Consider the following 21,158-nt stretch of genomic DNA (forward strand, 5'->3'; position numbering starts at 1 on the left):
ATTATTTTCTTTTGGGATAATACTGATATAAATAACAAAGCATATTCCCGTTAAACAGCTTTCTGTTCCTATCCGCTTTTTCACCAAAGTATTTTTGAAACATCGGATGAGCACATAAAACAAACAGTTTCCAGTCCTCCAAATTTTCATACATCTTTCCGAAATCTTTGTATAGCTGTATTACTTCCGCTTCATTCCCTATCCTTTCCGCATAAGGCGGATTTACTATCATAAGACCGTTTTTCTTTCTGGAGCGAAATTCTTTCATGTCCATCTTCTGGAAAGCTACCGCATCTTCGACACCTGCTTTTCTTGCATTTTCGTTTGCCAGCTTTATGGCTCTATAATCTATATCGTTTCCCAGAAGCCTCACTTCGGCAGGTTTGATATTCTCTCTTGCTTCTTCTTTTAAAAGCTCAAAGTCTTTAATGCTATACTCTTTCCATTTTTCAAAGGCAAATTCTCTGTTAAGTCCCGGTGCGATATTCTTTGCTTTCATTGCAGCTTCGATAACGATAGTTCCGCTGCCGCACATGACATCGCTGAAAGGTCTGTCGCCTCTGTACCCGGAAAGTAAGATAATCCCGCTTGCCAAGGTTTCTTTTAAAGGTGCTTTTAATGCATTTTCTCTATACCCTCTTTTATGAAGCCCCTTACCGGATGTATTTATAAAAATGCTGACCTTATCTTTTTTTATGTTTACTATAAGTTCATAGTATGAACCGCTTTCACTCAGCTTATTTAATTTATATTTTCTCTTAAGTCTTTCAACTATAGCTTTTTTAACGATTTTTTGAATATCTCTTTTTGAAAATAATTTTGACTTTACACTGCTTATTTTAGTCGCGTTAAAACCCGCATTCTTTTCAAATATATCCTCCCAAGTATAATTTTCAACGTTATCGAATAGTTCATCGAAAGAGTGAGCGTCGAATGACGTTATAAATATAAGGACTCTTCCCGCCGTCCTAAGATGAAGATTGACATTCATCACATCTTTTTTGTTTCCTTTAAAATAAACTTTTCCGTCTTCCACCTTACCTATTTCATATCCAAGATCGGTTATTTCTCTCTTTAGTACTTTTTCAAGTCCGAATGTGCATGTAGCAACTATAGTTAAATTATTCATAAAAATTCTCTTTTCTTTATTTGTACTTATAAAGTTTATCAAAAAAGAGATGTTTTTGAAAGAGAAAAGTTTCTTTTTATATTATATTGTTATATTACTTTATACAAAATCTGAATACTAAAAAAACAGTTGGCAAAAATCTATGATAAGTGTTAAAATCAAGTAGGTGATATTATGAAACTAGATATATTAAATGAAGCAAAAATCATTTTAGATAAATTTAATAATAACGGCTTTGAAGCATATATAGTCGGAGGATGTGTACGAGATTTAATTTTAGAAAGAAATCCCAAAGACTACGATATAACAACGAGTGCATCGCCGAAAGAAACCATGGAGTTATTCAAAGAATATAAAACCATACCTACAGGTATAAAATACGGGACCGTAACCGTAATAATAAATAATACTCCCATTGAAGTCACGACATTCAGAAAAGAAGGAAAGTATATAGAAAACAGAAGACCCGAAAGTGTAAAGTTTTTATCAAATATTGAAGAAGATTTAAAAAGAAGAGACTTTACTATCAATGCAATGGCTTATAATAAAAAAGTTGGACTTATCGACTTATTCGAGGGAAGACAGGACCTAGAAAAAGGTATCATAAGAGTTGTGAGAGACGGTAAAGAAAGGTTTAAAGAAGACACCATAAGGATTTTAAGGGCTTACAGATTTGCGGGGAGGTACGATTTTAAAATAGAAGAAGATACTTTAACGGCAATCAAACAAAATATGCACTTACTTAACAATGTAGCAAAAGAAAGGATACTTCCCGAGATAAAAGAAATCTTTGAAAGCGGCATGGATATAAATAAAATGGATTTTATAACCACGCTCTTCCCTATTATAAAAGAATGTTTTCATACTTATCAAAACAATAAATATCATATGCAAAACGTCGGAGAACATACTTACAAAACATTTAATAATATAGAAAATGTATTCCATTTAAAAATAACTATGCTGTTACATGATGTAGGTAAGGTCAAAACCAAGACAACGGATACAGAAAATATAGACCATTTCTACAATCACTCCGATATTTCCAGGGAAATGGCTAAAAATATACTTGATGATTTTAAATTCGACAATGAAACAAAATATAAAATTTTAACTCTTATTAAAAATCATGATAAATATATGGCTCCGAAAAATAAATATGTAAAAGAAAAACTTAACGAATTTGGTGAGGAACTATTCTTTGATTTAATAAAAGTTAGGATCGCCGATGACGAATCAAAAAATCATAAACTCGTAAAGGATAATCTAAAAAGATTTAGGGATACCGAAGAATTTGCAAAAAGAGTAATAAAAAACAAAGAACCTTACAGGATAAGCGACTTAAAAATAAACGGAGATGACATTACCTCTTTGGGATATAAGGGAAAAGACGTAGGAAAAATTTTAGAATATCTTTTAAGAGAGGTAATAGAAGACAAAAATAAAAATGAAAAAAGCAAATTAATTGAGATAGTTAGGGAATATAAAAAATAAAGGCTTATCACTTAGCCTTTATTTTTTTACTAAGTTTAAAACTATGATTATAATATTTTCTCTATTATCTTTTTAACCGATTATTCCTATATATTCTGATTAAATAAAACATTAAAATACAAAGAAAGAATACTTTTAACAAATTTATATAAATATGACTATCAATCGTATAAAACGAATTACACATTACATTTAACACTATTATATGATACATACACTTAAAGATATACAATATAATAACTCATTATTTTTTATTTCATTACAAAACAAAAGAACCTTAAATACAAGGTCCTTAATGTTTTCACTGAACATTATAATAATTAAAATAAAGTCATTAATAAAACTTTAAGTAAACTTTGAATATCTCGCCTATTAAAATATACTCTCATCATCCTTGGAAAATAAGATGCATATACAAAACAAAATCCCGCCTATTGTTATAAAAACATCGGCAATATTGAATATAGCAAAATTTATAAGTCTAAAATCAAAGAAGTCGGTTACGAAACCATGAAAAAATCTGTCAATAAAATTACCTATTGCTCCGCCCAATATAAAAGATAATCCAAGCAGCAGCATTTTATTATGATTACTCTTTTTTATATTTTTAAATAAAAAGTAAAAAACAACCAATATAAAAACAAGACTTACAAGAGTAAGAAGAGCAGTATTTTTAGAAAAAATGCTAAATGCAGCCCCGGTATTCTCGCAGTAAGTAAAATGAAACACATCTTTTATAATAGGGATAGTACCGACAGGCTTTAAATTATCAATAACTATTTTTTTACTTATCTGGTCTAAAACCACACTAATAATAACAATCAAATAATATATCATATTAACCTCATAATTATTAAATTTTAATTAATTATATCATAAATATACTTTCTTTATAGTATTTTAACTTATTAGTATGATATAATTTGAAAATAAATGAAAAAAGAGAGGGATACAATGAAACAATTCAAAAATATTGAACGGAAGTATATTGAATACCTCGTTTTAATAACGTTTGCGGTATGCTTTATAATAGCCTTTTACTTTGGCATTCAAAATTTATCTTCTTTCAGCAATAAACTTGTAGGCATATGGAATGCATTTTATGTTCCTTTAAAGCCAGTACTCATTGGCTTTATAATAGCGTTCTTCCTATATCAGCCCGTAGATAACCTTTATAATAGAATAAGTAAACACTCCAAATTTAAGGACGGAACAAACCGCGTCCTCTCTTCAGTGGCGGTGATGATAATAGCTATTTTAATAATAACACTAATAGTATATATCGTCCTTCCGAGTACTATAACGAGTATAACATCCCTTATAACATCAATTCAGGATAATATGGGAGCAATAGAAAATTTTGTTACGGACTTGACAAAACATCCTATGGTCGTCAATATCCTAAACTTTTTTAATATAGATATAACCACATCAAGCGGAGTGAATGCAACTTTGGTGAATATGCTGAGTTTTGCAAAAACTTGGGTCGAAGGAATAGGTACAAACCTTGTTAATGCAACAATGAGTGTAGGTAAAACCGTCTACAATGTATTCATAGCAATATTCCTTGCACTTTATATGCTCATAGATAAAGATACACTATTAAGTCAAGTTTCAAGAGTTGCAGAAGCAGTATTCTCGGAGAGGATTTACGGAAGAGTATCCTATGTATTGGACTTAATGAATTATATGTTCTTTAAATTCTTATCAGGAAAGGCTATATGCTCACTTATTGTAGGTGCAATGGGAATGGCTCTTGCATATATATTTAAAATCAAATATGCTTCGCTCATAGCATTCATCATAACCATAACAAATATGATACCCCTCTTCGGACCTATATTCAGCGTTATCCCATGCTCTATATTCGCAATGATTTCGGGCGGACCTATCCAGGGGATTATCATGGTACTCATAATAATATTCATTCAGCAAATCGACCAAAATGTACTTGCACCGAAAATACTCGGTGATGTAGTGGGACTAAACGGTTTCTGGGTCATTGTTTCCATAATATTCTGCGGAAGCCTGTTCGGTGTTGTGGGAATGGTAATAGGAATACCTATATTTGCAGTCCTTAAAATATTGATGGGACAATGGCTTATGGACAGAAAAGATGAAAACAAACCGCCTCTTCTTACAAGTAATAAGTAAATTCAAATATAATAAAATCCTTTATCATAGATGCGGGGCACTACGCCTGCTACGCAGATTCCGCGCCCCTTATCCTACACATCTCTACAATACAATAAAAAAGACCGCACACAGCAGTCTTTTTTTAGTTGGAATGTTATTATTTATTCTAAAGCGAGTTACCGCTTTCAATGCTTATTTCATTAAATCTTTCAAGTAAATCGTCTATCACAACATTATCTTTATCTTTTCCCGACTTATCTATTATCGCCTCTCCGTTATGCATCATAATTATCCTGTTCCCGTATTCGACCGCAAAACGAAGATTATGAGTTACCATAACGGTGGTTATGTTCTTCTCCCTTACGATTTCATCGGTAAGTTCCATTATTATTTCAGCCGTCTTAGGGTCCAGAGCTGCGGTATGTTCATCTAAAATCAAAAACTCTATATCCGCCATTGTAGTCATAAGTAGAGCCATAGCCTGTCTTTGCCCGCCCGATAACGAACCGACCTTACTTTCAAGCATATCTTCAAGCCCTAAATTAAGCCTCGACAATAATTCTTTATAATGACCTATCCTCTTTTTATTCGTTCCTAGCCCAAGTCCGTAAGAACTGCCTTTATTATCGGCTAAAGACATATTTTCCAAAATAGTCATACTTGGGCATGTACCCATGGAAGGGTCCTGATACACTCTGCCTATCTTTCTGCTCCTGACAAATTCTTTCTGCTTTGTTATATCTTCTCCCCCAAGGATTATCTTACCCTTCTCAGGGGATAAACTGCCGCAGATGAGATTGAGCATTGAAGTCTTTCCGGAACCGTTACTTCCTATTACGGAAATAAAATCCCCGTCGTTTATATCCAAATTAAAATCTTTGAAAAGGCAAACTTCGTTTATCGTACCTATATTATAATATTTATCTATATGTTCTAATCTTATCATTCTTTCACCTTCTTTTTACGGTCCATGCTGAACACCAATATTATAAAGAATAATAAAGCCGTAATGAGTTTTAAATCAGAAGCTTCCAGTCCGCACTCGATAGCGATAGCTACACACGCCTTATATATAACGGAACCGAATACTACAGCCGTAGTCGCCTTTATTTTATCCGTCTTAAATACATTCATACCGATTATAACACTGGCAAGACCTATAACGATAGTCCCCGTTCCCATTGTTATTTCAAAGAACCTCTGCTGCTGACACATCACGCTTCCCGCAAGTGCAACAAGTCCGTTTGCAATAGCTAAGCCTATTATCTTCGTTATCCCGCTGTCTTTTGCGAGAGAAGTAACGATTTTTTCATTGTCTCCTACAGCTCTTAGTAAATATCCGGACTTCGTCTTAAGATATAAATCCAAAAGCAGCTTAGATATTATAAGAACTATGAATATCACTATCATAGTCTTATAAGGTGCAAGGAATGAAGGAAAGATCCCATTTATAAAATCATTATCGAATATAGTCTTATAATTGAATATGGGTACATTTGCAATTCCCCCCGCTATACGAAGATTTATCGTATATAAAGCGGTCATCATGATGATACCTGAAAGTAAATCTCTGACTTTGAACTTAACGTGTATGATACCCGTAAGTACTCCCGATAAAGCCCCCAAACATGTTGCCGCAACGAGTGTCAAATAAGGGTTTACCCCAGCTATGATGAGCATTGCGGTCACCGCAGCTCCCAGAGGAAATGTCCCGTCAACGGACAAATCCGGGAAGTCCAATATTTTATATGTAATATATACGCCTATTGCCATGATAGCGTATATAAAGCCTTGTTCAAAAACGCCGATTATCAAATCCAACTTTTTATCTCCTTTTCTTATTTAAATAAATAAGTATATAGTCAAACTTTGATTTAACTATATATTTAATTACTTAATTATTTAATCCATACGTCAAAAGTCAAGCTCCGCTAAGTTTTACGAGAATACTATAAGTTTTATAATAAATTTAATAAGGGTTAGATAAATTTCTTTTTGAAATTTATGATTTTGGGAGCTCAACTTTTTTGACGTTTGAATACTTTATTTAAACCCCAAAGGGCTGTAAACTATATTATTTATTTTCTTTTGACTGTTCTATTTTATCGAAAGTCTGGCTTGCCTGTTCTTTGACACCGTTACTGATTTCGATACCAAGGTCATTTGCAACTTTAGTATTTATAACGATTTCTCCCGAGTCAAATGTTTCAAAAGGCATATCTTGCGCCTTAGCTTCACCTTTTAAAACTTTAGCCGCCATTTTACCCGTTTGATTTCCAAGCTTTACAAAATCGATACCTACACATCCGATACATCCTATTTTAACTTGTTCTATTTCTGAACCGAAAACAGGTTTTTTAGCTTTGTTTGCTTTATCCAAAATCGTAGGAAGATTACTTACTACGGTATTATCCGTTAAGTTTGTGATACAGTCTACTTTTTTCAGTAAGCTGTCTGTAGCCATAGGGATGTCAGCCGCACTGCTTGTTCCCTGAGTTACTATTTTTACTCCATATTTGCTTGCTGCTTTTTCGTAAGCTTCGATACCGGCTTTTGAATTTACTTCGCTTGTACTGTAAAGGATACCTACATTTTTTACTTTTGGCATCATATCAGTAATCAATTTTAATTGGTCATCTGCAAGTACCAAATCGGATGTTCCTGTGATTTCTCCCACGTTTTTATCATTATCGTCAACAAAACCCGCAAGTTTAGGAGATGTTACAGCCGTGTAAATTACAGGGATATTTTTATCTTTAGACGCATTATATGCACTTTGTGCACTAGGTGTAGCTATTGCACAAATCATATCCATATCTTTTGAAGCGAAGCTTGTTGCGATCTGATTGTCCGTTGCTGCATCAGAACCTGAATTCTTATATGTAACATTTAAATTTTTGCCTTCTTCGATACCTTCTTCTTTTAAACCTTGTAAAAATCCTTCTCTGCAATTATCAAGTGAACCGTGATTTGCAAACTGCAAGATACCGAGTTCGTATGTTTTATCTCCGCCGCTGCCGCTGTCACTGTTTCCGCAGCCTGCAAATAACCCTGCTGCACATACTAAACTAAGTCCGACCATCAATAATTTTTTTGTTCTTTTCATTTCTTTTTTCCTCACTTTATTAAAAATTTTTTATTTTTAATATAGAAAAAGCCCCAAGCAAATTGCTTTGCTTGAGGCGAAAATATCCGCGGTACCACTCAAATTGACATAAAAGTCCACTCTCATACACATACCATCATATGCGCCCGGTCTGATAACGGGTCGGGAACCCGATGACCCCTACTACAGTTCAAAGTCACCCTCAAAAGTCCATTCAACAAGGAAATCATGCTATAATCACACCGCCTATAGCTCTCTTTAAATCATTCTGATCTTGCCTACTACTCTTTCTCTACGGTTTTCTATATTAATGTTGTATAGAATAATACACTTTTTTTATTTTGATGTCAAGAGTTTTCCGTAAATTTCGAAAAATCAATCAAAACTGAAATTCTATTCCTCATCTTCTTCACTCATAAAAACAGGAGGTGTTATAACCGGGACCCTTCCGAATGAAGACAGCACTTGGGATATCAATAAAGACACCCCCGATATGGTAGAACTTAGAAAAAACTCTTCATTTTCGAGTATCTTATTTTCCAAATCACTGGTCTTTGACATAAGAACTATCGTATCGTTAAAATCCTCTTTAACGCTGAAATTAGCCGTTGCACTCACCTGCAAGAACGGTTCTACATCATCGTCATTTTCATATACAAGCGTTCTCGTAAAATCTATGATAAGCTCCTTATTGTTTGCTTCCAGTATCTCTATTTCATCGGCAACACCAAAATCCAAATTCCCCCGAAACTCGGGACTGACAAAACTAACCGACGTTAAATCACATACTTCATCTTCTTCAAAGTAATCAACAAAATTATGCATTTTTCGCTCCTTTAATACTTTATAAAAGTATTATATCAAAATTTATCGTAATAACTACATTTATTTTTCAAATCTGAAAAATACATCACAGTAAAAATTATTAATTATCAGATATACTACAATTTTTTTACAGTATCAAGTGTTTTTATGATAATACAAAAATTACCAAGGAGTAGTGATATTATGGATACATATATTAAAGCAACGATAGATGTAAGGAAAAATATCATATTTAAAAACTGCAATAATTACAAACTTATGAAGATTGCTGCAAATCTATTTGAAAGAATTTATAAGCTCGGCGAACAATGCAGAGACGTAAATGAATTTGAAAACAAATTTTTGGAAAGCTATTTAAGTGAAAAATATAAATATTTATTTGAAAAAGTGGAAGGAGACTTAAAATAAGTCTCCTTTTTTATTATACATAATCATTATTTGAAATGTTTCATTTTAATAATATATGTAATTATTAGCCTTACAGATAAAATCATATATAAAAGTAAATTAGCGAATTTTAGTGTAACTCTAAATCAATTAAATATGTAACTATATAATGACTTAATAAAATGCCGCCGCGATGATATGCAAACGTAGCTTTTGCATCCCTTTTAGCAACCGCTTTAGCCTCCGCGGCTTGAGCGGAGATTTTTTCGTTCTTTTTTATCTTTAAAAAAGAACAGCATTACCTTTCAATCCACGCACCCCTTGCGAGGTGCGACCCGGGATGAACTTATAGATATGATAGCTACACGCAGTTTCAATCCACGCATCCCGTATGGGATGCGACTTACCTCTAAATGTTCGACCGCTTTAAAAGCGTAGTTTCAATCCACGCATCCCGCATGGGATGCGACTCGGGATTTAACACCTCAAGTAATGTATATTTAAGTTTCAATCCACGCATCCCGCATGGGATGCGACCCCATTTTCTGCGTACACCTTAGCCCTTGATAGAGTTTCAATCCACGCATCCCGCATGGGATGCGACGACGTATTTAACGGTTCTCTTACTTACCTTGAAAGTTTCAATCCACGCATCCCGCATGGGATGCGACTTAAAAGCGGAGGCTCTTTAGACAATGCGGTAAGTTTCAATCCACGCATCCCGCATGGGATGCGACTCTACAAAGCCCTTCAAATAGCCTATTACAGACACTTGATAAAATATAATATTTTAAATTACTTTACTGAATCCCGCTATTTAAAAGGATTTAAAAATTATTAAAAAATGTGAGCTTGAGGTTCGCAGTAGTTCTCCTAAGGTATTATCTTTTATTTAATTATAGTATAACTCGGATACTCTTTCAATACAAAATATTTTTACTTCTAAATTATAAAAATTCATGTAGTCTGTTTATAAATAATATCATTTAAGTTCATAATTTTTCTAATCTAATGAATATTTTATACCCACTGGAAATACATTTTATTAAATACTATTGACAATCTATCAAATAATGCATATTATAGTATTAAATAATATATCCAGTGGATATAAGGAGTCATATATGAATAAAATCAAACATAAACCTCTATATAAATTGATAGAAGAAAAAATCAAAGAAGACTTTAAAGAACTTCCTTACTACAGTAATCTTCCGGGAGAGAGAGAACTTTGTATAAAATACGACGTCAGCAGACCAACGATCATATCTGCTTTGAACCTTTTGGAGGAAGAGGGACTTATTATCAGAAAAGAAAGAAAGGGTGCCTTTTACCTCGGAAACAGTCCTTATACCGACCATCAGCTTACTTCTATAGTCGGGTTTTTCAATGATGCCAAAATGCAGGGTAAGAAAGTAACAAATAAAATCCTCTCACAAAACATAGAAAAAGCGGATGAAAGGATAGCGGAAAAATTAAATATAAATATATCCGATGAGATATTTATTTTAAAAAGACTCAGATATATAGACGGAAGTCTGTTTTCTCTGTCTACGTCATATATACCAATAAAGTATACAGAGTATTTATTGCATGAAGATTTTACACAGAAGTCTCTATATGACATACTTTCAAGCAAGGGTATAATACCATACAAAGCCTGTCAAAAAGTATTTATAAAACCAAGCGATAAATACGAAGCACTATACTTGAAGATAGAAGAAAAAACACCTATATGTGTACTTAAATCTACCACTTTTACAAAAGAAAATGAACTCATAGAATACGTCGAAGTCAAATCCGAAGCATACAAAACCGAATACGAAATGGTCGTTTATAATAATTAAACTTTGGAGGAAATATGAAAAGTATATTAGAAATGAATATCAACGAGATGTCAAATTTGGACTTTGAATGTGAATGCGGGAGAAAACATAAACTCCCCATTAAGGAGATATGTATTAAAAATAATGCACTTGATGAACTCAGAAGAGTATTATCCCCTTTCAAAGATAAAAAAATATTTATGTTCAGCGATGAAAATACCTATAAAGCCGCGGGAGAAAAGACCTCTCGGATATTAAAAGATAATAATCACACATTTAAAAACTTTGTGATACCAAACAGCAAAGAAATACTTATACCAAACGAAAAAGTCCTCGGACGCCTTTTCATGGAACTTGAAAATGATACCGGACTTATAATTGCCGTAGGAAGCGGGACTATTAACGATCTCGGCAAATATTTATCCGTAAAAACAAATATACCCTACATCATAATATGCACAGCGCCCTCAATGGACGGTTATGCTTCCGACGGTTCGCCCCTAATATGTGACGGTTTTAAAATTTCATTTGATGCAACACTTCCTTACGCAATAATAGGAGATGTGAATATAATGAAGAATGCACCGGATGAACTGATACGAGCGGGATTTGGAGATATAGTCGGAAAAATAACGGCTTTGATGGATTGGAAACTGTCAAATATGATAACTGGAGAATATATTTGCGAAACCTGCGTTACACTCACTGAGAGAGCGATACAAAGAGTAATAGACAGCGCGGACAAACTAATGGACAGAGATGAAAAATCCGTTCAATATCTTCTTGAAGCTCTTACGTTCACAGGTGTGGCAATGGGGCTGGTTGGAGTATCAAGACCGGCTTCCGGTGCGGAGCATATGATATCACATTACTGGGAAATGGACTTTATAAAAAGAAACAAATATCCATATCTTCATGGAATAAAAGTCGGGATAGCCACTCCTATAGTATTGGAGCTTTTTGAACTTATGAAAGAAGAAATACCAAAAGAAGTATTTAAATATAAATACGATAAAGAAGATGTAATAAATTTATTAAAAACCGTAGGTGCACCAACACTTCCGAGTGAAATAGAAGTGGATAAAGACTTATTCCTCAAAAGCATTCTGGGTGCATATAAGGTGCGAAACAGATACAGTATATTTGAATATGCGGTGGAAAAAGGAAAGATTGAAGAATATTCTAAAATAATAACGGATGAGATATTTGATTAATAAATATATTTAATGTTTATTTACTAAATCTTAAGTAAATTATTGACATTTTTATCATGTTTAATTATAATAATAAAGCACGATAAATGGTCCGTTAGCTCAGCTGGTAGAGCACCTGACTCTTAATCAGGGTGTCCAGGGTTCGATCCCCTGACGGATCACCATGTTTGAAATTATACGTCTTTCAATAGAAAGACGTTTTTTTATGCAGTTAGCATAAAAAATGAGTGAAATGAATAATTTAATATGAGTAAAAATATCAATGTATTTTTTACGAATAGACCGTTTGTAAACTAGATATTTTAAATATAATATTAAAAACAATAATAAGCAAAATTTATATATTTAAATGAGTTAAATTAAAAAAGTTGCCAAAATAAATTTTATAATAACTTTTATATCATAAATAAAAATAATATATATTATAGATTTATTCTCATAAAATTCTTAATTCGTTAATAAAAAATAAATTAAATTATCAAATAAAACTTTATATAAAATGATTGTTGCAAATAATATCTTAAAAACATCATCAAAAATATAAACAAATCATTAATTTTACCGAATTAAACTGCATTTATTATTCATGATTTAATTAACTAAAACAAAAAAATACATTTATGAAAATTCATAAATGTATTTTTATATTACTCTTCTTCTTCTGATTGTAACTGTTTTGCTTTTTCTACAGCGTCATCTATTGTGCCTACAAGTAGGAATGCCGCTTCAGGTAAATCATCATGTTTACCTTGAAGTATTTCCTTAAAGCCTCTTAGCGTTTCGGAAATAGGAACATAAGCACCCTTTAGTCCCGTAAACTGTTCCGCAACGTGGAATGGCTGAGATAAAAATCTTTCTATCCTTCTTGCTCTTCCAACGATAAGTTTATCTTCTTCACTCAATTCTTCCATACCTAAGATTGCGATAATATCCTGAAGTTCTTTATATCTTTGTAATATTTCCTGAACTCCTCTGGCAATTTGGTAATGTTCTTCCCCTACGACTTTAGGGTCTAATATTCTACTGGTAGAACCGAGAGGATCTACGGCAGGATAAATACCTTTTTCACTTATTGACCTGTCGAGTACGGTAGTAGCATCCAAATGGGCAAAAGTAGTTGCGGGAGCAGGGTCGGTCAAGTCATCGGCAGGCACATAAACCGCTTGAACAGATGTGATAGAACCGCTCTTTGTGGAAGTGATCCTTTCCTGAAGCGCACCCATTTCAGTCGCAAGTGTAGGCTGATAACCTACCGCCGACGGCATCCTTCCGAGAAGTGCGGAAACTTCACTTCCGGCCTGCGTAAATCTGAATATGTTATCTATAAATAGAAGTACGTCTTGATTTTCTTCATCTCTGAAATGCTCTGCCATTGTAAGTCCCGTAAGAGCAACTCTCATTCTCGCTCCCGGCGGTTCATTCATCTGACCGAAGCATAATGAAGTCTTATCCAAAACTCCAGACTCTTTCATTTCATAGTATAAATCGTTACCTTCTCTTGTTCTTTCTCCGACGCCGGCAAAAACAGATAATCCGCCGTGTTCGGTAGCGATATTGCTTATAAGTTCCTGTATCAAAACAGTTTTACCTACTCCGGCACCGCCGAACAGACCGATCTTACCGCCTTTGGTGTAAGGACAAATTAGGTCTACGACTTTTATACCTGTTTCAAATATTTCAGGTACAGTCTGCATTTCTTCGAAAGATGGGGCTTCTCTGTGTATCGGAGAAAGTTTGACATCGCTTAAGTCCATTTCTTTGCCGTCTATAGGCTGACCTAAAACATTGACCATCCTGCCAAGTGTTTTATCCCCTACGGGAACCATTATCGGACTTCCCGTAGAAACAGCTTCCATCCCTCTTACAAGTCCGTCGGTCGTATCCATCGCAATACATCTGACCGTATTGTCCCCGATATGTTCACTTACTTCAATGATCAACTCTTCTCCATGATTATCTATTTTAATAGCTTCATTCAGTTTAGGTAAATCATTTTCAGTAAATTTAACATCTACGACAGGACCTACGACCTGGACAATTTTTCCTTTTCTATTTTCCATAGGATTTTGTCTCCTTTATTTGTTCTGACTAATATTTCTTATGTCTAGAAATACCTTCATACGTATTTGCTAAATCTATTCTTACTAAAGCTTTTCTCAACTTATGTTCGGCTTGAACGAATTCTCGCCTGTTATATTTGGTAGCGTGAAGTTTTTCTTCTGCTCTTCTCTTAGCTTCTTCCGCTCTTCTTATATCGATTTCTTCCGGCCATAATGCATCATCGGTAACGACCAATATCTTATTGTTTTCAACAAGGACGCTTCCTCCGAATAAAGTAGCTTCTCTTTTATTGCCCTTTAAATCCGTTATATGCATTATTCCAAGGTCGGCAAGCGTCATAATCGGAACGTGATTTTTCAGTATCGTCATCTCTCCGCTCGTCGCTTTAAAAGTAAACTTTTCTACTTCATCGTTATAGAAAGTCCTTGTCGGAGTCGCTATTTCTAAATGTAAATTTTGATCATTCATATCATATCTCCTCCTATTTTAAAGCTTCCGCACCCGATACTATCTCGATAAGTTCGTTTGTGATGCTTGATTGTCTGGCAGAATTATATCTTATTTCAAGTTCTTCCAAAAGCTCGTTTGCATTGTCCGTAGCCGCACTCATAGCCATCCTTCTCGAAGCTTCTTCACCTGCATGGTTTTCTATCATAGCTCCGTAAAGAAGACTTGTTATATACTGCGGTACCAATTCTTCAAGGAGTTCTTCCCCGCCCGGCTCTATAACAAGTTCGCTCGTAACGGGAGTCCCGTCACTGTTATCTGCTTTTCTCGAAATAGGAAGGACAGTTGCACTAAGTATTCCCTGAGATACTACGGAGTTGAATTTGGAATAAATGATTTTTACTTTCCTTATATCTTCGTCACTGGTATATAAATTTATAACAGTACCGATAATTTTCTTGGCAACTCCGTAATTAGGTTCATCGCTTATACCGATGTATTCTCCGACTACGTCATAATCATTTTTCTTAAAGTAATCCGCACCTTTTGCACCCAGTGCAAAAATTACGGCATTCTCTTTTTCATCTCCGATTTCGCTTACCGCCTGTTTTATAACATTGGTATTGAATCCGCCGGCAAGTCCCTTGTCACCGCTTAAAACTACATATATTGTCTTATTTGCATTTTCTCTGTCTTTAAAGTAAATGTTATTTATATATGAAGTATATTTTGCGACTCTTAGCATCAGCTGATAAGTCGCATCGGTATAGTGACTTCTGCAAATCGCTCTTTCTTTTGCTTTTCTGAGTTTAGAGCTCGCTACCAGTTCCATAGCTTTAGTTATCTGCTTTGTACTCGAGACACTTTTCATTCTTCTTTTAATGTCTGCCATATTTTCAGCCATAACTTAGCTCCTTATTCTCGACCACTTAAAAATATACTTTTGTAGTCGTTTATTAGTTTAGAGATTTCTTCGACAAGCTCGTCATCAAAGCCCTTGGCAGTCTTGATTTTATCAAGAGTGGAAGGTGAATTTGAATGTGCATGTTCAATAAGTCCCTTTTCAAATTCTTTCATTTCATCAACTTCGATTTCTTTTAGGAAGTTGTTTGTAACCGCATATATTACAAGAACCTGTTCTTCTACTTTCATAGGAGAATACTGCTCTTGTTTTAACATTTCCACGATTCTCTTACCTTTTTCAAGGCTCGCTTTTGTGGATTTATCCAAGTCAGAACCGAACTGTGCAAAGGATGCAAGTTCTCTGTACTGTGCATATTCTATTCTGAGAGGCCCTCCTACTTTTTTCATGGTACTTATCTGAGCGGAACCGCCGACTCTTGACACCGAAATACCAGGGTTAACGGCAGGACGAACACCTGCATTGAAAAGTTCCGTTTCAAGGAAGATCTGTCCGTCTGTAATGGAAATTACATTGGTTGGGATATATGCGGAGATATCTCCCGCTTGTGTTTCGATTATAGGAAGTGCGGTTATAGAACCGCCTTTTTCAAGCCTTGCAGCTCTTTCAAGAAGTCTTGAATGCAAATAGAATACATCTCCCGGATAAGCTTCTCTTCCCGGTGGTCTACGAAGAAGTAAAGTCATTGAACGATAAGCCACCGCATGTTTACTTAAATCATCATAAACTATAAGTACATCTTTTCCTTTATCCATAAAATACTCTGCTATAGCACATCCCGAATAAGGTGCAAGATATTGAAGAGGTGCCATTTCACTCGCAGTAGCACATACTACCGTAGTATAATCCATGGCTCCGTATTCTTCCAAAGTACCTACTATCTGAGCAACGGTACTTGCTTTTTGCCCTATTGCAACATATACGCAAAGTACATCTTCGCCTTTTTGATTTAAAATAGTATCAACCGCTAAAGCTGTTTTACCTGTTTGTCTGTCTCCAATGATAAGCTCTCTTTGACCTCTTCCAATAGGAATAAGAGAGTCAATAGCCTTATATCCGGTTTGTAATGGAACCGTAACGCTTTTTCTGTCTATAACACCGCTTGCTTTTACATCGGCTTTTCTGTATTCTTCGGCTACGATACTTCCTTTTCCGTCTATAGGTTCACCGAGAGCATTTACTACTCTTCCGATTACTCCGTCACCAACGGGAACACTCATTATCTTACCTGTACATTTTACAGTATCGCCTTCAACTATATCAGTATCATCACCCAAAAGAACACAACCTACGTTATCTTCTTCCAAGTTCAAAACCATTCCATAAACATCACCCGGGAACAAAATAAGCTCACCCATCATTGCACCGTCTAAACCATGAACCCTGGCAATACCGTCACCAACGCTTAAAATAGTTCCCACAGATGTAGTTTCTATTTTTTTATCATAGTTTTTAATCTGCTCTTTAATTATTCTACTGATTTCTTCGGGTTTTAAATTCATTTTTATTTCCCTTCTTTAAACTATCTTTGTTTCTTTCAACTGTCTTTTAATTATGTCCAGTTCATTCTTTACGGATAAATCTATCATTTTTCCGTTTATATATAGTATTATCCCGCCTATAATATTTTTATCGACGCTTCTAGACAATATAATCTTCTTATTAAATTTATCCGAAAGTTTATTTTTCAAACTGTCAAGCAGTTCTTCACTCAATTCATTGGCACTCTTAACTTCAACGTTTAATATGCCGCTATGTTCTAAGTATAAATTTTTAAAATCCAAATATATAAGCTTGATCTCGTCTATCCTGTTTTTATCAACCAACAAGAACAGGAAGTTCTTAAGCATTATATTATCGTCTTTATCAAAGACATTGTCTATTACTCTTTTTTTATCTTCTTTTTTGAAAGTCTCGTCAGATAACAGTGTATATAACTCTTCACTTTTATTAAGCAGTTCGTAAAAATCCGTGAACTCTTTATATACACATTCCATCGTGTTTTCTTCTGTGCATAATTCTGACAAAGAATATGCATATCTGTAAGAAGCACTACTCATAGCTTACCTCATCCAAACTTTCAATAGCCTTTTTGACTAAAGCTTCGTCTGCATTTTTATCAAGTTTAGTATCCAAGACCTTGCTTGTTATATCGAAAGATATATCGATAATGCTGTCTTTCATTTCTTTCATTGCAGTCTCTTTTGCATTTTCGATATCTTTCTTAGACTTAGCTTTTATCCTTCTTGCTTCTTCGTTAGCTTCCAAAATAATATTTTCTTTTATTTCTTTAGCTTCCTTAGTAGCATTATTAGTAATAGTTAAAGCCTCTTCATTTATACTCTTAACTTTTTCTTCATACTCTTCTCTAAGAGAATCAGCTTTAGCTTTTTCACCTTCAGCCTTGTCAAATTCCTCTGTAATCATTTCCTGTCTTTTATCGACGATTTCAATGACTTTTTCATAAAAGAATTTTTTAACCAAGATAAAGAATAGTAAAAAGATAGCGCCCTGAATTAACATTTGGTAAAGCATTTCCGTTGAAAAGTTTATCAATGATCCGGCTAACATAAAATCACCACCTTAATATTATTGTTCATTACTGTATCTTAGCTAAAAGGTTTAACAAATAATAAGATTAAAGCGATAACCAAACAGTAAATAGCTGATGTTTCCGCAACCGCACAACCAACAAGTAATGTTCTTAAAATTGTTCCTTCAGCTTCAGGTTGTCTGGCTACTGATTCACAAGCCTTACCTGTAGCATTACCTTGTCCTACACCGGTACCTAATGCACCTATCATCGCAAGACCTGCACCTAGTGCTGAGAATGCTAAAATTAAATCACTTCCTGAAATATTCATTATTATTTCCTCCTTGAATAAAGTGTGTGTTTTGTTTTTTATTTATTTTTATCCGGCTGAAAGTCGGGTAAAGACTGATTATTCATCCATTGCGGATGATATGAATACCATTGATAGCATACAGAATATGAATGTCTGTAAAATCCCCGCAAATAAGTCAAAGTATCCATGACAGAATGCTAAGAAGAACGATGGTATCAGTAATAAAATCGCAATGGTTTTTACAAATTTATTCTGCGTAAATTTATTTGGTTTACCAAATTTTATATATATACAAAGTATCAAAGTCGTAAAGAATGTAAACATCGCAGCAGTAGCCGAACCTAAAAAGATCGAATAAGCCAATGTCAAGATTATCATACCCCCGGTTATATTACCGAACAAACGAAATCCAAGTGAAACAGGATTTGCGATTTCTCCTATAATATTTATAGGAAGAAGGATAAATATCGGTTCAAAGAACGACTTTATATACTTCTTTATACCTTTGGATTTAATTGCAAAAAACTGAGTCAATATAAATGTAAGGAAACCCAGAGTAAGTGTCGTTGCCGCATCCGCAGTAGGAGGTCTTACTATATTTAAAAAGACGAACCCGCTTAGATTGGATATCAATAAGAATGCCGCAAGCGAAAAGAAATATGGTGCAAAACCAACATTTTTCTTACCCATGGTACCGCTCACAAAATCTCTCGTAGAAGTCACTAGAGTTTCCGCAATAACCTGCCTTTTTGTAGTCGGTCTTATCTCTAAATCCTTTTTTAAAAACATTAAAATAGCAAAGGTTAGAGCAAGAACAAAAACAGTCCAGATTATGGTATTGGATATGGGAATATTTCCGATTCTAAAAACTTCATTAACTGTGCTTATAGTTATACCCATTTTTTTCTTCTCCGTTTTTAAATTACTTGTTTTTTACAGTTCTAAGATTATATAAATACAGTACCACTCTAAGTGATAAAAGACCTATAATAAGCCCTACCGCATTTACTTTAATCCATTTGTTAGCAACAAGAAAAACTATTACTATAATAAGAAGCAATTTCCTTATTAAAGAGTGAATGTTGGCGTAGTTTACTGCCTGCTCCTTATCCAGCTTTATAGCGGTTTTAAGGTCCTGAAACAGCCATAAATGAAAGGCTATCGCAGTTATACATCCCGCCATTATTCCTAGGATTATACTCCTATCAAATTTAAAAAGCAATACTAAAACAACAAAAACTAAATTTAAAAAAAACGTATATTTACATATGTCGAGCTGCTCTTTATAAAGCTCTTCGACCGTTAAATTGTCATCTGTCTTATTTACCATTTTTAAACCTCATTTATGTATTTTTTATATTGCCTTTTATTTTCTTCCCGCCTAAAAAGGCGGGATATACTTATTGTTCTTATTTATCATTTATGAAGCTCTTAACTATATAATACATATTTCTAAGAGCCGCACATACACCAAGAAATAAAAATATCAAAGTCCATAAATTGTCTTTATGAAACTTATTATCCAGAAACTTACCGAAGAACAGACATAACAAAATCGTCACTACCATAGTAAGTCCCAGCTGTAATATTATCGATACCGCCTTTGCAATATCGGATATTTCATTATTTTTATCCCTCTGTGTCATATTTGATAACTTCTATTCCCGCTTCATTCAATAATTCTAAACTAAATTCATCGGGATAGCTTCCTTTATAAATAATTCTTTTGATACCCGCATTGATAAGCATTTTTGAACAGAGGATACATGGAGAATCGGTTATATAAATATCCGCTCCTTCGACACTAACTCCCATGGTTGCCGCCGAAATAATAGCATTTTGCTCGGCATGGGTAGCCCTGCAAAGTTCATGTCTTTCTCCGCTTTTTATATTATACTTAAGTCTTACACAAGTATCTTTTGTGCAGTGAGCAAGACCTTTCGGAGCGCCGTTGTAACCTGTAGAGATTATCTTATGGTCTTTTACGATTATCGCACCTACATGTCTTCTTATACAAGTAGAGCGAGTTTTAACGACTTCCAGCATTTCCATGAAATATTCATCCCATGAAGGTCTACTATCTACATTATTCATTATTTCTATTCCTTACTATTTATATACTTTTTCTTCGTATGCTTTTACTTTATTTACTCTGTTTTCGTGTCTTCCGCCTAAAAATTCTTTTTCATTTAGGTATGTTCTAAGGATTTCGGCAGCAAGTTCGGGACCTGTTATCCTTCCGCCAAGAACAATTACATTTGCATCATTGTGCTGTTTACACATCTTTGCAGAGAAACAATCTGTACAGTGTGCAGCTCTGATACCTTTAACTTTGTTTGCCGCGATACTTATACCGATACCTGTACCGCAAATCAAAATACCTCTGTCAAATTTACCTGCCGCAACATCTTCACATGTTTTTATAGCATAATCCGGATAATCAACACTTTCTTCGGAATTCGTACCGTAGTCTACGAAATCATATCCTTCTTTTTTAAATGTTTCGATTAAAAATTGTTTTAATTCATAACCACCGTGGTCACTAGCAATTACTATTTTCATTTTATTTACTCCTTTTTTTAGTGTATTTATATAAACTGCATAGCAGTTTTTAACATAATAACTATATGTCTTAATACCTTATCTTTATAAATTATATAAAGCCCACCCCAGGATTTAAATTCCTTTATTAAGGGAGGGGGTAATTGAGACTGTTTCAAAATTTATTTTGAAAATCCAGTCGAAATTTAGCCTTCGCGGCTTGA

At 34.2% G+C, this 21,158-nt stretch carries 23 protein-coding genes, 1 tRNA gene, 1 CRISPR repeat array and 1 other annotated feature; of the genes, 6 read left to right on the forward strand and 18 right to left on the reverse strand.

What is annotated here, in order from left to right:
* Position 1 precedes the first annotated feature (1 nt).
* Positions 2–1,129, reverse strand: coding sequence for a THUMP domain-containing class I SAM-dependent RNA methyltransferase (locus tag NSA01_RS04890; RefSeq protein ID WP_257480392.1), 1,128 nt, complete (start codon positions 1,127–1,129; stop codon positions 2–4).
* Positions 1,130–1,303: 174 nt separating this feature from the next.
* On the opposite strand from NSA01_RS04890, the gene NSA01_RS04895 reads away from it, so the two are divergent.
* Positions 1,304–2,623, forward strand: a complete 1,320-nt coding sequence (locus NSA01_RS04895) for a CCA tRNA nucleotidyltransferase (protein ID WP_257480393.1) — start codon at positions 1,304–1,306, stop codon at positions 2,621–2,623.
* A gap of 372 nt (positions 2,624–2,995) precedes the next feature.
* Here NSA01_RS04895 and lspA read toward each other — a convergent pair whose 3' ends face one another.
* A complete protein-coding gene (gene lspA, locus NSA01_RS04900; protein ID WP_257480394.1) occupies positions 2,996–3,460 on the reverse strand; it encodes a signal peptidase II in 465 nt (154 codons plus the stop codon).
* 117 nt (positions 3,461–3,577) lie between these two features.
* Here lspA and NSA01_RS04905 point away from each other — a divergent pair, with 117 nt between their 5' ends.
* The gene (locus NSA01_RS04905) at positions 3,578–4,777 is read left to right on the forward strand and encodes an AI-2E family transporter (RefSeq protein ID WP_257480395.1); all 1,200 of its coding nucleotides are present in this window, start codon (positions 3,578–3,580) and stop codon (positions 4,775–4,777) included.
* Between the two features lie 148 nt (positions 4,778–4,925).
* On the opposite strand, the gene NSA01_RS04910 is transcribed toward NSA01_RS04905, so the two are convergent.
* The 4 genes from NSA01_RS04910 to NSA01_RS04925 form a co-directional block, all read right to left on the reverse strand.
* A complete protein-coding gene (locus tag NSA01_RS04910; RefSeq protein WP_257480396.1) occupies positions 4,926–5,705 on the reverse strand; it encodes an ABC transporter ATP-binding protein in 780 nt (259 codons plus the stop codon).
* The gene (locus tag NSA01_RS04915; RefSeq protein ID WP_257480397.1) at positions 5,702–6,580 is read right to left on the reverse strand and encodes an ABC transporter permease; all 879 of its coding nucleotides are present in this window, start codon (positions 6,578–6,580) and stop codon (positions 5,702–5,704) included. The genes NSA01_RS04910 and NSA01_RS04915 overlap by 4 nt, the downstream gene beginning before the upstream one ends.
* A gap of 253 nt (positions 6,581–6,833) precedes the next feature.
* Positions 6,834–7,865: an ABC transporter substrate-binding protein gene (locus NSA01_RS04920; RefSeq protein ID WP_257480398.1), complete on the reverse strand. Its 1,032-nt coding sequence runs from the start codon at positions 7,863–7,865 to the stop codon at positions 6,834–6,836.
* A gap of 69 nt (positions 7,866–7,934) precedes the next feature.
* Positions 7,935–8,169, reverse strand: a binding site (T-box leader).
* Positions 8,170–8,258: 89 nt separating this feature from the next.
* Entirely contained in the window at positions 8,259–8,690 is a 432-nt protein-coding gene (locus NSA01_RS04925) for a hypothetical protein (RefSeq protein WP_257480399.1), read from the reverse strand.
* Between the two features lie 183 nt (positions 8,691–8,873).
* Between NSA01_RS04925 and NSA01_RS04930 the strand changes: the two genes are divergently transcribed.
* From NSA01_RS04930 to NSA01_RS04945, 4 genes are all read left to right on the forward strand, one after another.
* A complete protein-coding gene (locus NSA01_RS04930) occupies positions 8,874–9,098 on the forward strand; it encodes a hypothetical protein (RefSeq protein ID WP_257480400.1) in 225 nt (74 codons plus the stop codon).
* Positions 9,099–9,446: 348 nt separating this feature from the next.
* Positions 9,447–9,814: direct repeats of the CRISPR family, unit length 34 nt; unit sequence AGTTTCAATCCACGCATCCCGCATGGGATGCGAC.
* Between the two features lie 387 nt (positions 9,815–10,201).
* Positions 10,202–10,924, forward strand: a complete 723-nt coding sequence (locus tag NSA01_RS04935; RefSeq protein ID WP_257480401.1) for a GntR family transcriptional regulator — start codon at positions 10,202–10,204, stop codon at positions 10,922–10,924.
* Positions 10,925–10,938: 14 nt separating this feature from the next.
* On the forward strand, positions 10,939–12,117 hold the full coding sequence (locus tag NSA01_RS04940) for a sn-glycerol-1-phosphate dehydrogenase (RefSeq protein WP_257480402.1): 1,179 nt from the start codon (positions 10,939–10,941) through the stop codon (positions 12,115–12,117).
* Between the two features lie 88 nt (positions 12,118–12,205).
* A tRNA-Lys gene (locus NSA01_RS04945) sits at positions 12,206–12,281 on the forward strand.
* Between the two features lie 483 nt (positions 12,282–12,764).
* Here the strand turns inward: NSA01_RS04945 and atpD are convergent.
* The 12 genes from atpD to rpiB form a co-directional block, all read right to left on the reverse strand.
* Positions 12,765–14,177, reverse strand: coding sequence for a F0F1 ATP synthase subunit beta (gene atpD, locus NSA01_RS04950; RefSeq protein WP_257480403.1), 1,413 nt, complete (start codon positions 14,175–14,177; stop codon positions 12,765–12,767).
* Positions 14,178–14,205: 28 nt separating this feature from the next.
* Positions 14,206–14,646, reverse strand: coding sequence for an ATP synthase F1 subunit epsilon (atpC, locus tag NSA01_RS04955; protein ID WP_257480404.1), 441 nt, complete (start codon positions 14,644–14,646; stop codon positions 14,206–14,208).
* A gap of 13 nt (positions 14,647–14,659) precedes the next feature.
* Positions 14,660–15,529 (reverse strand): ATP synthase F1 subunit gamma, encoded by an 870-nt coding sequence (gene atpG / locus NSA01_RS04960; RefSeq protein WP_257480405.1) that lies wholly within the window; start codon positions 15,527–15,529, stop codon positions 14,660–14,662.
* A gap of 11 nt (positions 15,530–15,540) precedes the next feature.
* Positions 15,541–17,049 (reverse strand): F0F1 ATP synthase subunit alpha, encoded by a 1,509-nt coding sequence (atpA, locus tag NSA01_RS04965; RefSeq protein WP_117532561.1) that lies wholly within the window; start codon positions 17,047–17,049, stop codon positions 15,541–15,543.
* Between the two features lie 15 nt (positions 17,050–17,064).
* Entirely contained in the window at positions 17,065–17,607 is a 543-nt protein-coding gene (gene atpH, locus NSA01_RS04970; RefSeq protein ID WP_257480406.1) for an ATP synthase F1 subunit delta, read from the reverse strand.
* A complete protein-coding gene (atpF, locus tag NSA01_RS04975; RefSeq protein ID WP_257480407.1) occupies positions 17,600–18,118 on the reverse strand; it encodes a F0F1 ATP synthase subunit B in 519 nt (172 codons plus the stop codon). Before atpF ends, atpH begins: the two co-directional genes overlap by 8 nt.
* A gap of 38 nt (positions 18,119–18,156) precedes the next feature.
* Complete coding sequence (gene atpE / locus NSA01_RS04980; protein ID WP_007050962.1) at positions 18,157–18,411, reverse strand: ATP synthase F0 subunit C; 255 nt, start codon at positions 18,409–18,411, stop codon at positions 18,157–18,159.
* Positions 18,412–18,489: 78 nt separating this feature from the next.
* The gene (locus tag NSA01_RS04985; protein ID WP_257480408.1) at positions 18,490–19,293 is read right to left on the reverse strand and encodes a F0F1 ATP synthase subunit A; all 804 of its coding nucleotides are present in this window, start codon (positions 19,291–19,293) and stop codon (positions 18,490–18,492) included.
* A gap of 22 nt (positions 19,294–19,315) precedes the next feature.
* Entirely contained in the window at positions 19,316–19,723 is a 408-nt protein-coding gene (locus NSA01_RS04990; protein ID WP_257480409.1) for an ATP synthase subunit I, read from the reverse strand.
* A gap of 79 nt (positions 19,724–19,802) precedes the next feature.
* Positions 19,803–20,039 (reverse strand): AtpZ/AtpI family protein, encoded by a 237-nt coding sequence (locus NSA01_RS04995; protein WP_257480410.1) that lies wholly within the window; start codon positions 20,037–20,039, stop codon positions 19,803–19,805.
* Entirely contained in the window at positions 20,023–20,487 is a 465-nt protein-coding gene (locus tag NSA01_RS05000) for a deoxycytidylate deaminase (protein WP_007050958.1), read from the reverse strand. The genes NSA01_RS04995 and NSA01_RS05000 overlap by 17 nt, the downstream gene beginning before the upstream one ends.
* A gap of 15 nt (positions 20,488–20,502) precedes the next feature.
* A complete protein-coding gene (gene rpiB, locus NSA01_RS05005; protein ID WP_257480411.1) occupies positions 20,503–20,955 on the reverse strand; it encodes a ribose 5-phosphate isomerase B in 453 nt (150 codons plus the stop codon).
* Between the last annotated feature and the right edge of the window lie 203 nt (positions 20,956–21,158).

It is taken from the genome of Anaerofustis stercorihominis (assembly GCF_024623185.1).
Lineage (GTDB): Bacteria > Bacillota > Clostridia > Eubacteriales > Anaerofustaceae > Anaerofustis.